At 41.7% G+C, this 13076-nt stretch carries 15 protein-coding genes; 14 read left to right on the top strand and 1 reads right to left on the bottom strand.

What is annotated here, in order from left to right; genetic code table 11:
* Window positions 1–29: 29 nt before the first annotated feature.
* Window positions 30–806 (bottom strand): enoyl-CoA hydratase-related protein, encoded by a 777-nt coding sequence (locus CBM15_RS16235; protein WP_087618302.1) that lies wholly within the window; start codon window positions 804–806, stop codon window positions 30–32.
* Window positions 807–925: 119 nt separating this feature from the next.
* On the opposite strand from CBM15_RS16235, the gene CBM15_RS16230 reads away from it, so the two are divergent.
* From CBM15_RS16230 to hisIE, 14 genes are all read left to right on the top strand, one after another.
* Window positions 926–2164: an EAL and HDOD domain-containing protein gene (locus CBM15_RS16230; RefSeq protein ID WP_087618301.1), complete on the top strand. Its 1239-nt coding sequence runs from the start codon at window positions 926–928 to the stop codon at window positions 2162–2164.
* A 117-nt stretch (window positions 2165–2281) separates the two neighbouring features.
* Window positions 2282–3136, top strand: coding sequence for a YitT family protein (locus CBM15_RS16225; protein ID WP_087618300.1), 855 nt, complete (start codon window positions 2282–2284; stop codon window positions 3134–3136).
* 51 nt (window positions 3137–3187) lie between these two features.
* Complete coding sequence (gene cccB / locus CBM15_RS16220) at window positions 3188–3499, top strand: cytochrome c551 (protein ID WP_087618299.1); 312 nt, start codon at window positions 3188–3190, stop codon at window positions 3497–3499.
* A 171-nt stretch (window positions 3500–3670) separates the two neighbouring features.
* Complete coding sequence (hprK, locus tag CBM15_RS16215) at window positions 3671–4609, top strand: HPr(Ser) kinase/phosphatase (RefSeq protein ID WP_008406426.1); 939 nt, start codon at window positions 3671–3673, stop codon at window positions 4607–4609.
* Window positions 4610–4632: 23 nt separating this feature from the next.
* On the top strand, window positions 4633–5514 hold the full coding sequence (lgt, locus tag CBM15_RS16210) for a prolipoprotein diacylglyceryl transferase (RefSeq protein ID WP_087618298.1): 882 nt from the start codon (window positions 4633–4635) through the stop codon (window positions 5512–5514).
* A 183-nt stretch (window positions 5515–5697) separates the two neighbouring features.
* Window positions 5698–6339: a pyrophosphatase PpaX gene (gene ppaX, locus CBM15_RS16205; protein ID WP_087618297.1), complete on the top strand. Its 642-nt coding sequence runs from the start codon at window positions 5698–5700 to the stop codon at window positions 6337–6339.
* Between the two features lie 2 nt (window positions 6340–6341).
* Window positions 6342–6872: an acyltransferase gene (locus CBM15_RS16200; protein ID WP_087618296.1), complete on the top strand. Its 531-nt coding sequence runs from the start codon at window positions 6342–6344 to the stop codon at window positions 6870–6872.
* Window positions 6873–7406: 534 nt separating this feature from the next.
* Window positions 7407–8567, top strand: coding sequence for an ATP phosphoribosyltransferase regulatory subunit (locus tag CBM15_RS16195; protein ID WP_087618295.1), 1161 nt, complete (start codon window positions 7407–7409; stop codon window positions 8565–8567).
* 3 nt (window positions 8568–8570) lie between these two features.
* The gene (gene hisG / locus CBM15_RS16190) at window positions 8571–9194 is read left to right on the top strand and encodes an ATP phosphoribosyltransferase (RefSeq protein ID WP_008406420.1); all 624 of its coding nucleotides are present in this window, start codon (window positions 8571–8573) and stop codon (window positions 9192–9194) included.
* A gap of 14 nt (window positions 9195–9208) precedes the next feature.
* Complete coding sequence (gene hisD / locus CBM15_RS16185; protein ID WP_087618294.1) at window positions 9209–10489, top strand: histidinol dehydrogenase; 1281 nt, start codon at window positions 9209–9211, stop codon at window positions 10487–10489.
* Window positions 10489–11082: an imidazoleglycerol-phosphate dehydratase HisB gene (gene hisB / locus CBM15_RS16180; protein WP_008406417.1), complete on the top strand. Its 594-nt coding sequence runs from the start codon at window positions 10489–10491 to the stop codon at window positions 11080–11082. The genes hisD and hisB overlap by 1 nt, the downstream gene beginning before the upstream one ends.
* The gene (gene hisH, locus CBM15_RS16175; protein ID WP_008406415.1) at window positions 11079–11699 is read left to right on the top strand and encodes an imidazole glycerol phosphate synthase subunit HisH; all 621 of its coding nucleotides are present in this window, start codon (window positions 11079–11081) and stop codon (window positions 11697–11699) included. Before hisB ends, hisH begins: the two co-directional genes overlap by 4 nt.
* Entirely contained in the window at window positions 11693–12451 is a 759-nt protein-coding gene (gene hisF, locus CBM15_RS16170; RefSeq protein ID WP_087618293.1) for an imidazole glycerol phosphate synthase subunit HisF, read from the top strand. The genes hisH and hisF overlap by 7 nt, the downstream gene beginning before the upstream one ends.
* On the top strand, window positions 12448–13065 hold the full coding sequence (gene hisIE / locus CBM15_RS16165; RefSeq protein WP_014822772.1) for a bifunctional phosphoribosyl-AMP cyclohydrolase/phosphoribosyl-ATP diphosphatase HisIE: 618 nt from the start codon (window positions 12448–12450) through the stop codon (window positions 13063–13065). Before hisF ends, hisIE begins: the two co-directional genes overlap by 4 nt.
* Window positions 13066–13076 lie beyond the last annotated feature (11 nt).

Below are 13076 nucleotides of genomic sequence, written 5' to 3'. Positions count from 1 at the left end.
TGGCGGGCACCCTATTTATATGAGTGGGTTTATCTACCTTTAAACTGAGGTGGCCTTTTTTCAGCAAAGGCATTCAGTGCTTCAATACGGTCTTCAGTAGGAATTGTCAGTTCATAGGCTTTTCGTTCAATTTGGAGACCTGTTTGAATATCGGTTTTCATCCCTTGTTTTACAGCAAATTTAGCCTGCTGGATCGCAATCGGCGCATTTCGTAAAATAAGTGCGGCAAAGTCGGCCGTCACTTCATGTAAACTTTCAACCGGTGCCACCTTCGTAATAACCCCATAGTCGAGGGCTTCATGCGCAGTCATTCGTTTTGCTGTCAAAATGAGCTCCAATGCTTTCGCTTCGCCGATTAAGCGCGGCAGTCGCTGTGTTCCTCCAGCACCTGGAATGATGCCTAAGCTCGTTTCCGTTAAGCCGAGTGAAACGGTATCAGCAGCAATACGGAAATCACAGGCAAGCGCAAGCTCAAGTCCGCCGCCAAAGGCATAGCCGTTTAATACACAAATCGTCGGTTGCGGTAATTGCTCAATGAGTGTGAATACTTCCCCGAATCGATTTAAGTTGCGTTTTACAAGTGTATCGGGCAATGTTTTACGTTCTTTTAAATCCGCACCAACTGAAAAGGCTTTATCACCGGAACCTGTAATGATGACAAGACGAATGTCAGGATGGATTTGAATGGATTCCATGACATTGCGTAATTGTTCCAGCATTTCATAATTAAAGGCGTTTAACATATCGGGGCGATCAAGTGTTACATATGCAATAAAGTCTTTTTGCTCATATTTTACAGTGTTCACATTTACTGCCTCCTTGAATTTTGTTAATCTAGTTTTATAGTACATTGGAAAATTGTAAAATAACAGCAATTTCCATAATAAATAGAGAGAAAATAAACGAGTATTGGGGAAATTACAAAATGGAAGTATTCGTTGGGCGACAACCTATATTTAACAAACATGAAAAAATCGTAGCATATGAGTTGTTGTATCGAAATAATTACACCAACCAGTTTCCGAATATTGATGCAGATAAAGCAACCGTTGAGCTGATCATCAATTCATTTCTTTCGATTGGCATTAAGGAGCTGGCCAATGGAAAGCCATCTTTCATTAACTTTACGGAAAACCTGATTATGCAGGATTCAATAGACGTTATTGAACCCGAACAAATTGTCATTGAAATATTGGAAGATATTCCGATTACAATGGAATTGATCGAACGGCTCAAACAATTAAAAAATGCGGGAAATAAAATTGCGCTAGATGATTTTGTCATTAATGATGAAGTTTTGATCTATGATGATCTCTTTCCGCAAATCGATTATATAAAAATCGATTTTTTACATAGTGGTCAACACGAGAGAACTGCAATTGAAAATACAATAAAATCGAAATTTCCTCATATTAAGCTATTGGCAGAAAAAGTAGAGACGCGTGAGCAGTATAATATTGCTAAACAATCGGGGTATTCATTATTTCAAGGCTATTTTTTTGAAAAGCCGCAAATACTGACAGCGACAGACATACCGGCAAATCTGTTTCAATATTTTCAGATTATCTCGTTGTTGCGGGATGATGAGGCCAATATCGATGTATTGGCGAATCATATTGAACGGGAAATTTCATTATCATACCGGTTGCTCAAATTAATCAATGGTTCATCAAGACGTTCGAAAACGAAAGTCCGCTCGATTAAACAGGCCATATTATTACTAGGGTTAACGGAGTTGCGGAAATGGATTTATTTACTGGCGATGCGGGAATCGGACGTGAATCGAAATAATGATGTGTTTCAGGAGTTAATGTATGCTTCGTTGTTCAGAGCAAAAGTCTGTGAGAAAGTTGCCCGTCGTAACTACAAAAAGAATTTCTCGGAGTATTTTTTAGTTGGTCTGTTTTCATTGATTGATTCTTTATTAAAACGGCCGATGAATGCAATTGTTTCGCAGTTGCCGCTATCGGAAACGATTTTGGAAACAATCTCTGGTGAACATACGGAAATGACGCCGTATTTACAATTTGGGTCGGCTTTAAGCAAATTGGACTGGGAAAATATTATTCCATTATCTCGTAAATTAAACATACCGGTCGAAGGGCTATTGCCGATGTATGAAGAAGTGAAAGCATGGGTAGATGAGGCACTAATAATCCAATAAAAAGTAATAAAGAAGGCGTCCTTTTGTAGGGCGCTTTTTCTTTAGTTTGATGAAGTTCTCATTTTATGTAGGATTTGTTATAATTCAATGGAATTTACAAAAGAATCGAGGATTTGTATGACATATAGCTCACAGAGTTCACTGAAAAACAGTGTAATGGAATATGTATTTGTCATTGTCGGCGCAGCAATCATTGCGTTTGGCTTTAATGTGTTTTTATTTCCAAACCAAGTCGCATCCGGCGGAGTAAGCGGAATCAGTACGATCTTGCATGGAATGTTCGGATGGAATGCCGGGATTGTTCAATATGCATTCAATATTCCTTTATTTATAGCAGGCGTGCTTGTACTAGGAAAAAAATTCGGGATTAAATCCTTTATTGGTACAATCGCCCTTCCTTTTTTTGTTATATTAACGGAGAGCTGGGATCCTTGGACGCTGAATCCATTATTAGGGGCTATTTTTGGCGGGATTGTTGTCGGTTTGGGGATAGGTCTTGTTTTTAAAGGGAATGCTTCAACTGGCGGGACGGATTTGCTTGCCCAAATTATTACGAAGTATACAGGCTTAACATTGGGGACAAGCGTGCTGTTAATCGATGGACTCATTGCCGTAAGTGCAGCAATTGTATTTGACCTTGAAAAAGGACTGTATGCGTTAATCGGCCTATATGTCACGACAAAAACGATTGATATTGTGCAGCTTGGTTTTAGCCAATCTAAAATGGTTTACATTATTTCACAAAAAGAAGCAGAAGTGCGCGATGCGATTTATAAAGAGATCAATCGCGGGATTACAAGACTTCCGGCATTTGGCGGGTATACGGGTGAGGAGCGCCCGGTTTTAATGGTCGTAGTTTATCAAACAGAGTTCACACGGTTGAAACAAGTGTTGAAAACCGTGGATCCTCAAGCATTTGTCATCGTTTCGGACGCATATGAAGTGCTAGGGGAAGGTTTCAAAAAAGTATAAGTTTGTTATAATGGGTAGTGGAATAGTAGTTCATTTTTGGAGGGGTTCAGAATGAAAAAGAGTTTTCTTACATTAGTTTTCGGCTCGGCAATTTTTCTTGCTGCATGCGGTGGAGACGATACGGCTACAAACGGCGAAACAGCTGAAATCGATGGTAAAAATGTCGTTCAGCAATCATGCGCAACATGCCATGGCGGTCAATTACAAGGCGGCAGTGCACCGGCATTAAATCAATTAGGGGCGAAATACTCGGAAGAAGAGATTTTGGATATTATTTTAAATGGTAAAGATCGTATGCCTCCAGGGATTGTAAAAGGCGAAAAAGCGGAAGCGGCTGCAGAGTATTTATCAACATTAAAGTAATGTATACATAAAAAAGATGGAGCTTTTTTGCTTCATCTTTTTTTACCTTTTCAGCGAATTGCTAAACGATGTGATTGATAATTTAAAAAACTAAGCGCGTTATATATTGGAAATGGGATAGACATGATAAAATACAGTGGAGATGCTAGAAGATAGGAGCGTACCAAATTTATGATTCAAGTAATTGCGAAAGATGTTATGGAAAAGTTTAATTTGGAGCTAGTCAGCGGGGAAGCCGGAGTTGGGCGATACATAACGACGAGTGATATATCCCGCCCAGGTTTGGAAATGGCCGGCTATTTTACACATTATCCAGCTGATCGTGTTCAGCTGTTAGGTAAAACAGAGCTCTCATTTTTCGAAATGTTGCCTGAAGAGGAAAAAAGAAGCCGGATGAAGCAACTTTGTTCGGATGAAACACCAGCGATTATTATTTCGCGTGATTTGGACGTGCCTCAGGAACTGATTGATGCATCGAATGAAAATCATGTCCCTGTGCTCGTGACAAAGCTGACGACGACTAGGTTTTCAAGCCGGTTGACGAACTTTTTGGAAAGCAAGCTTGCGCCAACAACTGCCATTCATGGGGTTCTCGTTGATGTTTATGGAATTGGTGTACTTATCATTGGTAAAAGTGGTGTCGGTAAAAGTGAGACGGCACTCGAGCTTGTGAAAAAAGGGCATCGGTTAGTAGCAGATGATAGTGTGGAAATTCGTCAGGAAGGCGAAAACATGCTTGTTGGTTTCCCGCCTCCATTATTGGAACATCTGCTGGAAATTCGAGGTATTGGTATTATTGATATTATGACATTGTTCGGTGCGAGTGCGGTACGTCCATACAAGCGTATTACTTTGATAATAGAGCTTGAAAATTGGGATCCGGATAAGTTTTATGATCGTCTAGGGCTGGATGAGGAGAAGATGAAAATTATTGATTCGGAAGTAACGAAGCTGACAATTCCAGTTCAGCCTGGTCGAAATGTATCTGTAATTATTGAAGTAGCTGCGATGAATTACCGTCTGAAGAAAATGGGAGTCAATGCAGCGGAGGAATTTTCACGTCGTCTGGACGATATGCTTGTTCCGAATGATGAAATAGACGATTATTAAAAGGTAGTTGAAGGGAGAAGTTTATGGTTACAAATTTATTAGCAATTAATCCGGTGGCATTCCACTTAGGACCAATACCGGTGAACTGGTACGGAATCATTATCGGACTCGGTATTGTCGTTGCCTATTTTCTCGCACAAAAAGAGTCGGTCCGCCGTGGATTAGATCCAGAGTTTTTCGCCGATCTGCTCATTTGGGCGATTCCGATTTCAATCTTGTCAGCCCGCGTGTATTACGTTGTGATGAAGTGGGACTACTATAGTCAACATCCGGGTAGTATCATTCAAATTTGGAATGGCGGTATTGCGATTCATGGTGCATTAATCGGTGCGTTTATTACAGCATACATATTTACGAAAAAGCGCAAAGTGAGCTTCTTGAAACTGGCCGATATTGCGGCTCCAAGTATTCTCGTTGGTCAGATTATTGGGCGATGGGGCAATTTCGTGAATCAGGAAGCTTATGGCGGCCCTGTATCACGAGACTTTTTGGAAAGCTTGTTTTTACCGAATTGGCTGATCGAACAAATGTACATTAGTGAAGATGGGAACTATGTACATCCGACTTTCTTGTATGAATCATTATGGAATGTAGTCGGTTTAGTCATTTTGCTGTTTGCCCGCAAATTAAACTGGCGACGCGGCGAAATGTTTTTCTTCTATTTAATCTGGTATTCAATCGGACGTTTCTACATCGAAGGCTTACGAACAGATAGCTTATACTTAGTGGGCGATTTGCGCTCTGCTCAAGTTGTTTCAATCATCGGTATTACGGTCGGTATTATTGCCATTGTTTATCGCCGTATGAAAGTAAAACCGGTTATCCACTATTTAGATGAGGAAAAACCTGCTGCGACTAAAAAGAAAAATAATACTACTAATAAAATGAAGAGCAAGAAAAAATAATTCTGCTGGGAAGTTAAATAAGTAGAACGAAAAATATTAAAGCTGGTTGATTGGAATAGAGGGAGGCGACATCCGCGGAAAGCGTCCTTCCCTGAAATCAACCCCCTCTAATAGGGGAAATAAATATTCTTAACACCGTTTGCATTAGTGCGAGCGGTTTTTTAAAAGGGAGCATTCTTCAATATGAAAACAAAAGCATTGCTGTTTGATTTTGACGGCACATTATTAAATACAAACGATTTAATCATCCAGACATTCATGTATATTTTTGACGAAAAATTTCCCGGGCAATATTCGACAGAAGACTGCCTAAGATTCATTGGTCCGTCATTAAAACAGACATTTGACGAATTAACACCTGGTGAAACTGATGTCATGATCGGGAAATATAAAGAGTGGAACGCCATCAACCACGACCGTTTAGTAACAAGCTATGATGCAGTAGTCGAAACATTGGAAGAGCTCCATAAATTAGGAATCAAAATGGCGATTGTTTCAACGAAGAGCAGAGAAAGTCTTGCCCGTGGTTTAAAAGTACTTTGTGCGGAACAGTTCTTTGATGTTATTGTCGGGTTAGATGACGTGGAGCATGTGAAACCACATCCGGAACCGGTTCTATTAGCATTGCAAAAGCTAGGTATTGAAAAAGAGGAAGCGATTATGATTGGCGACAATTCACATGATATTGAGGGCGGACAAAATGCAGGTGTCCGAACAGCGGGGGTTGCGTGGTCTGCCAAAGGTGTCGATTCTTTAATGTCCTATGAGCCAACCTATATGCTTCATCATATGCGTGATTTATTGGAAATTGTGAAAGGGGAGTAGGCATGCGCAGAACAGAACGCTACAAAGTTCAAGGTGCGAATTCATTATGGAAAGTTTATAATACCGTTTCCTTTTGGAAAGTAATGAAATGTTTTATTGTTATTCAAATTGGACGGGTTACTCCGGTTATGGCCTGGAAAAACTGGCTGTACCGCTCGTTTTTAAAAATGAAAATCGGCAAGCAGACATCCTTGGCATTGATGGTAATGCCGGATTCCATGTTTCCGGAACGCATTTCAGTTGGTGATAATTCGATCATTGGCTTTAATACGACCATTTTAGCGCATGAATATTTAATTGAAGAATACCGGCTAGGTGATGTCGAAATTGGCAGCAATGTGATGGTTGGTGCAAATTCCACCATTTTACCGGGTGTGAAAATTGGAGATGGGGCAATCGTTTCTGCCGCGACATTGGTTCATAAAGACGTACCGGCTGGCGCAATGGCAGGCGGCAACCCGATGCGTATTATTTTTACCGCGGAACAAATGGCAGAACGAAAAATGAATGACAAGCCAGTTTGGCAAAATTAAATGCAGAATGAGGTTGGGACATAAGTAGAAATACCGTTTATTAAGAAGAAAACCCTTATTAAGAAATGGATATTTTATAAAATTGATTGGAATGAAGGGCAGGGCGACTCCTGCGAGAATAGCGTGACGCCTGAGACTAGGAACAAAAGCTAAGAACGCCACGTCCTGTGGCAATGCTTTTGTGACCAACATCCTGTTGGCCTCACGCCCGCGGAAAGCGTCCCGGAATGGAAATCAATTTTTAACGCTCAGAAAAAATGCTATTTTTCTTTTCAAAGAAAAGTAGCATTTTTTGGTTATGTGCTTACGCTCATTTTTTTATGTCTTTTCCACCAGAAAACTTAAATTGCCAAAATATGATGTATAATATAAAAATATATCAGAAAATTAAATTAACTAAATATTTGTATGAATCCATTGACTGCAAACGTAAGTAGCAGTAAAATACTTTCATACACTAGTGATTTAACACTCTAGTATACTAAAGTGTAGTATACAGACTTTTACCAAGTATAAAAATTAGGATGTGTGAAAATGTCATCGATTAAAATGTTTGAAAAGCCACTTGGAATGCGTGATACGTTACCGGAAATCTATGAAAAACTAGAATTAATCCGCACGACAGGTCGAGCACTGCTGCGTGAACGCGGCTATGAATTAATTAAAACACCATCTGTAGAATATTATGATACGGTCGGGAAAGCATCTGCAATTTCCGATGCCCGACTTTTTAAATTGGTGGACAGCCAAGGGAATACGCTTGTACTACGACCTGATATGACAACACCGATTGCCCGTGTTGCGACTTCGAAATTACTGAAAGAGAAAATTCCGCAACGTCTTGCCTATTTTGCCAATGTATTCCGTGCGCAGCAGCGTGAAGGGGGACGCCCGGCTGAATTTGATCAAATGGGAATCGAACTGATCGGCGACAATTCTGTGTATGCCGATGCGGAAGTCATCATGACGGCAATTGATTTAGTAAAGGCGTATCAAATTACAGATTTCAAAGTAACAATTGGACATGCAGGTGTATTGAGCTGCATTTTAAAGGACTATACAGAAAGTGATGCACAGGCAGATGATTTAAATGATCTTCTCGTTCAACGAAATTTTGTCGGGTTTGAAGAAGCCGTACTGGCATTTGATTTACCGAAAACAAAATCCGATGCGCTGTTAGCCTATATTGCAGATGCTATCAGCCTACCTTCTATTGAAGCAATTGAAAAATATGTGCGCAAAAATGATGCGCTGGAATATATGCGAAACTTGGCAAGAATTTTGGATGCTGCCGGTTATGAAGAGTACATCGCATTTGATTTTACATTATCAAGCCATATGAGTTATTACACAGGAATGTTATTTGAAGTGTTTGCTTCAGGCAGTGGGTTCCCGTTAGGAAATGGCGGACGTTATGACGGCTTAATGCAGCACTTTGGCTCACAAGTTGGGGCAACAGGCTTTGGCTTACGCGTTGACCGTGTCTTTGAAGCAATGCCAAAAATCAAAGTCGAAAAAGATGAAGTGCTTGTATTGTTCACGGCAGAGCGTTTTGCGGAAGCACTGGATGCAGTACAACAGATGCGCGCGCAAGGAAAGCAAGTGACATTCCAATCCTATGAAGGCATCGAAAATATCGAGGCATTAAAAGCACACTTTAAAATAATTAATGAATACAATAGCAGGGAGGCGTAATTAATGACACAGCTAACAATTGCGATGCCAAAAGGCCGTATTTTTGAAGAAGCTTATGAAATGTTGCTTGAGGCCGGCTTTAACCTTCCTGAAGAAGTGGAAATGTCGCGTAAACTCATGATTGAAATACCTGAGGAAAACATCAGCTTTATTTTAGCGAAACCGATGGACGTACCGGTTTATGTCGAGCATGGGGTGGCAGATATCGGAATTGCGGGTAAAGATGTATTACTGGAGCAACGCCGAACGGTCCATGAGCTGCTCGATTTAAAAATTAGTGAATGCTATATTGCTTCAGCAGGTTTGCCAAATACAACAATTAACGAGATTGCGCCGCGCATTGCGACGAAATATCCGAATATTGCGATGAAGTATTATAAAGGAATCGGCGAGCAGGTTGAGATTATTGAGCTGAACGGATCGATTGAACTGGCACCGATGATCGGCCTGGCAGATCGCATTGTCGATATCGTTTCAACGGGTCGTACATTGAAGGAAAACGGCTTAGTGGAATATGAGCATATTGCCGAAGTTTCATCCCGTTTAATTGCCAATCCTGTAAGCTATCGCATGAAAAGTGACCGCATTCAAGATTTAGTGACACGCTTGAAAAAATGTGTGAAATAAGAGGGGCCAATGAGATGAAAATAACAATTTTGGATAACGATATTTCTTTAAAACGCCAACTCGAGCAAGGCAATGAACAACAGCTGCAAACGGTACGTGAAGTCATTCAGGATGTACGTGCGAAAGGTGATGCGGCGATTAAATATTACAGTGAAAAATGGGACGGTTTTGCGCCTGAAAACTTACGCGTAGCCGAATGTGAAATCATCGAAGCGGTTAAAAGTTTTGATCCGCAATTATACGGCGATTTACAAGAAGCAGCAGATAATATTTATCGTTATCATAATAAACAAAAACGTACGGGCTTCCAGTTGCCGTTAGAAGACGGTTCGTATTTAGGGCAACGAATTACACCGCTTGATGCAGTAGGGTTATATGTACCTGGCGGATCTGCGGCTTACCCATCTTCTGTATTAATGAATGTCATCCCGGCACAAGTTGCGGGAGTGAAACGCATTGTCATTACATCACCTGCAGGAAATGACGGGAAATTGCCGGACGCTGTACTTGTTGCGGCCCATATTTTAGGTGTGACGGAAATTTATAAAGTAGGCGGTGCACAGGCGATTGCAGCACTAGCATACGGAACGGAAACGATTGCCCCTGTTGATAAAATTACAGGTCCGGGAAATATATTTGTAGCATTGGCAAAGCGTGAAGTATTCGGTGAAGTGGCGATTGATATGATTGCCGGCCCATCTGAAATTTGTATTTTAGCGGATGAAAGTGCCTATGCTGATGAGATTGCTGCAGACCTTCTGTCACAGGCAGAGCATGACACATTAGCATGTGCTGTCCTGATCACAACAAGCGATGACTTGGCAGATGCAGTGGCAGATCAAGTCGAGATTCAATTGTCAAAATTACCACGACAGGCGATTGCTCGAAAATCGATTGAAAACTTCGGTCATATTTACGTAGCAGAATCTATTAAAGATGCGGTACGTGCTGTCAATTCATTGGCACCCGAACATTTGGAAGTCATTACGGAAAATGCTGAAAAGGTTTCGGAGATGATTACGCATGCGGGTGCGATTTTTATCGGCCGCTATAGCTCGGAGCCGGTAGGAGATTACTTTGCAGGCACGAACCACGTATTACCGACAAACTCAACAGCGCGCTTTGCAAGTGGCTTAAATGTCGATGATTTTATTAAACGCACGAGCGTTGTTTATTATAGCGAAAAAACTTGGCAACAAAATGCGCCGAAGATTGCGCGTCTTGCACGACTGGAAGGGTTGGAAGGACATGCAAGAGCGGTAGAATCGCGCGGCTGGGATAAAGGAGAAGAATAATGACACGTTTTTCAAAAATCGAACGCGATACAAATGAAACAAAAATTAAAGTAGAGCTCAACTTGGACGGTACAGGTCAAGCCGACATTAAAACAGGTGTTGGCTTTATGGACCATATGCTCGATTTATTTATAAAGCATGGATTGTTTGACGGCAAAATACTGGCGGATGGGGATACATGGATTGATGATCACCATACGACAGAAGATATCGGAATTGTGTTAGGACAAGCATTCCGTGAAGCGTTAGGCGATAAAAAAGGAATCAAACGCTACGGTACGGCATTTGTACCGATGGATGACGCGTTAGCACAAGTTGTCGTTGACTGCTCAAACCGCCCGCATTTGGAATACCGCGTTACACCGGAGCTCAATGCCAAAGTAGGGAACTTTGATACAGAGCTCGTCCATGAATTTTTATGGAAGTTTGCACTGGAAGCCCGCATTAACCTGCATGTCATCGTTCCTTATGGCCATAATACACACCATATTATTGAAGCGATTTTTAAAGCAACGGCACGTGCATTGGATGCAGCGGTAGAAATCGACCCACGTGTAAAAGGTGTGCCATCAACAAAGGGGCTGTTAACGTGAAAATAGGTGTAATTGATTATGGAATGGGCAATCTGTTTAGTGTCGAGCAGGCATTAAAGCGATTGGATGTACAAGTAATTGTTTCAAGTAATATTGAACAGCTGGAAGCGGCGGATGCTTATGTACTGCCGGGTGTAGGTGCATTTCCGGATGCGATGAAACGCCTGGAAGAAACGGGGTTCATCGATTTCATTAAAAAGACGAAAAAGCCGCTGCTTGGCATTTGCCTTGGGATGCAGCTATTGTTTGAGGAAAGTGATGAAGTGGAGCAAACGAAAGGTCTTGGCATTTTCAAAGGACGTATTCAGCGCTTTACTGATGTTACCCGCATTCCGCATATGGGCTGGAATGAGCTGAAATTAAAGCAAACACCAGAATGGTTAGATAAAGAGGACTTGCCGCAAGAACGCCATGTCTACTTTGTTCACTCGTACTATGCGAGCGGTATCGATGAGATGGAGCTGATCGCCTCAGCTGATTATGAGCACGTACAAGTACCGGGCATCGTGGCAAAAGATAATTTTACAGGTATGCAGTTCCATCCAGAAAAGTCAGGGCCGTTTGGTGTGTATTTATTGACGGCTTGGACACAGGGAGTGAAAGAGGGAGTATGTTAACAAAACGAATTATTCCATGTCTTGACGTTAAAGAAGGACGAGTTGTAAAAGGGGTACAGTTTGTAGAGTTGCGTGATGCAGGCGATCCTGTCGAGTTAGCTAAATTTTATGATGAGCAAGGCGCCGATGAGCTCGTATTTCTCGATATTTCCGCTTCACATGAAGGACGGGAAACGATGGTCGATGTTGTCCGTCAAACGGCAGCAACATTGGCGATTCCATTTACAGTAGGCGGCGGAATCCGAACGATCGATGATATGAAGCGTATTTTACGTGCAGGTGCCGATAAAGTATCGGTCAACACATCTGCACTGGAACGCCCGCAGCTCATAAAAGAAGGTGCGGATTACTTCGGGGCACAATGTATCGTTTGTGCAATCGATGCGAGGTACAGCGAAGAAGACGGCACATGGATGGTATATACTCATGGCGGCCGTAATAAAACGACATGGACAGCAGTCGATTGGGCGAAAGAAGCGGTACGACTAGGTGCCGGAGAAATTCTTCTTACTTCGATGAATCAGGACGGCGAGAAATCAGGCTTTGACCTGGAATTAACGAGAGCGGTACGTGATGCGGTAACTGTACCTGTCATCGCTAGCGGCGGAGCAGGGAATGCCGAACACTTCCGTGCAGTATTGCAAGATGTTGATACAGATGCCGCATTGGCAGCGAGTATTTTCCACTATAAAGAAACAAGCGTAGCAGAAGTGAAAAGCTACTTAAAAGAAAAAGGGGTTCGTGTACGATGAACGTAAAATTTAATGATCAAGGCTTAATTACAGCCGTAGTACAAGATGCACAGTCAAAAGAAGTATTAACAGTAGCTTATATGAACGAAGAGTCACTCCAAAAAACGATTGAAACGAATGAAACATGGTTCTATTCACGTTCTCGTCAGGAGCTTTGGCATAAAGGGGCAACGAGCGGCAACACGCAAAAAGTAGTTTCGATTAAAACAGACTGTGACAAGGATGCGCTCGTAATTGAAGTAATTCCAGCTGGCCCGGCTTGTCATAACGGAACGACTTCATGCTTTACTGAAAGCTTGGTAGAAAACGAACGTCCAGGTTCTGTCGCGATTCTTCCGCAGCTAGTAGAAGTGATTAAACAGCGTGAAATCGATATGCCTGAAGGGGCGTACACAACGTATTTATTCGATAAAGGAATCGATAAAATCTGTAAAAAAGTCGGCGAAGAAGCTACAGAAGTTGTCATCGGTGCGAAAAACCGTGACGCAGAAGAAGTGAAATGGGAATCGGCAGATCTTCTTTATCACTTATTAGTTCTTCTTCAAGAGCAAAAAGTCGATGTTTATGAAGTGCTGGATGTATTGCAAAAACGCCATGAAGGAAAGAAGCAGTAACTACTGGAAAA

Origin of the sequence: Solibacillus kalamii (assembly GCF_002174535.1) — a bacterium.
Lineage (GTDB): Bacteria > Bacillota > Bacilli > Bacillales_A > Planococcaceae > Solibacillus > Solibacillus silvestris.
The sequence above is the reverse complement of the archived record's forward strand: the minus strand, read 5'-3'. Positions and strand labels throughout refer to the sequence as shown.

Bases quoted from the DNA above. Each gene is read 5' to 3' on its own strand.
- CBM15_RS16230 (WP_087618301.1), top strand. From the start codon at position 926: ATGGAAGTATTCGTTGGGCGACAACCTATATTTAACAAACATGAAAAA.
- CBM15_RS16225 (WP_087618300.1), top strand. From the start codon at position 2,282: ATGACATATAGCTCACAGAGTTCACTGAAAAACAGTGTAATGGAATAT.
- cccB (WP_087618299.1), top strand. From the start codon at position 3,188: ATGAAAAAGAGTTTTCTTACATTAGTTTTCGGCTCGGCAATTTTTCTT.
- hprK (WP_008406426.1), top strand. From the start codon at position 3,671: ATGATTCAAGTAATTGCGAAAGATGTTATGGAAAAGTTTAATTTGGAG.
- lgt (WP_087618298.1), top strand. From the start codon at position 4,633: ATGGTTACAAATTTATTAGCAATTAATCCGGTGGCATTCCACTTAGGA.
- ppaX (WP_087618297.1), top strand. From the start codon at position 5,698: ATGAAAACAAAAGCATTGCTGTTTGATTTTGACGGCACATTATTAAAT.
- CBM15_RS16200 (WP_087618296.1), top strand. From the start codon at position 6,342: ATGCGCAGAACAGAACGCTACAAAGTTCAAGGTGCGAATTCATTATGG.
- CBM15_RS16195 (WP_087618295.1), top strand. From the start codon at position 7,407: ATGTCATCGATTAAAATGTTTGAAAAGCCACTTGGAATGCGTGATACG.
- hisG (WP_008406420.1), top strand. From the start codon at position 8,571: ATGACACAGCTAACAATTGCGATGCCAAAAGGCCGTATTTTTGAAGAA.
- hisD (WP_087618294.1), top strand. From the start codon at position 9,209: ATGAAAATAACAATTTTGGATAACGATATTTCTTTAAAACGCCAACTC.
- hisB (WP_008406417.1), top strand. From the start codon at position 10,489: ATGACACGTTTTTCAAAAATCGAACGCGATACAAATGAAACAAAAATT.
- hisF (WP_087618293.1), top strand. From the start codon at position 11,693: ATGTTAACAAAACGAATTATTCCATGTCTTGACGTTAAAGAAGGACGA.
- hisIE (WP_014822772.1), top strand. From the start codon at position 12,448: ATGAACGTAAAATTTAATGATCAAGGCTTAATTACAGCCGTAGTACAA.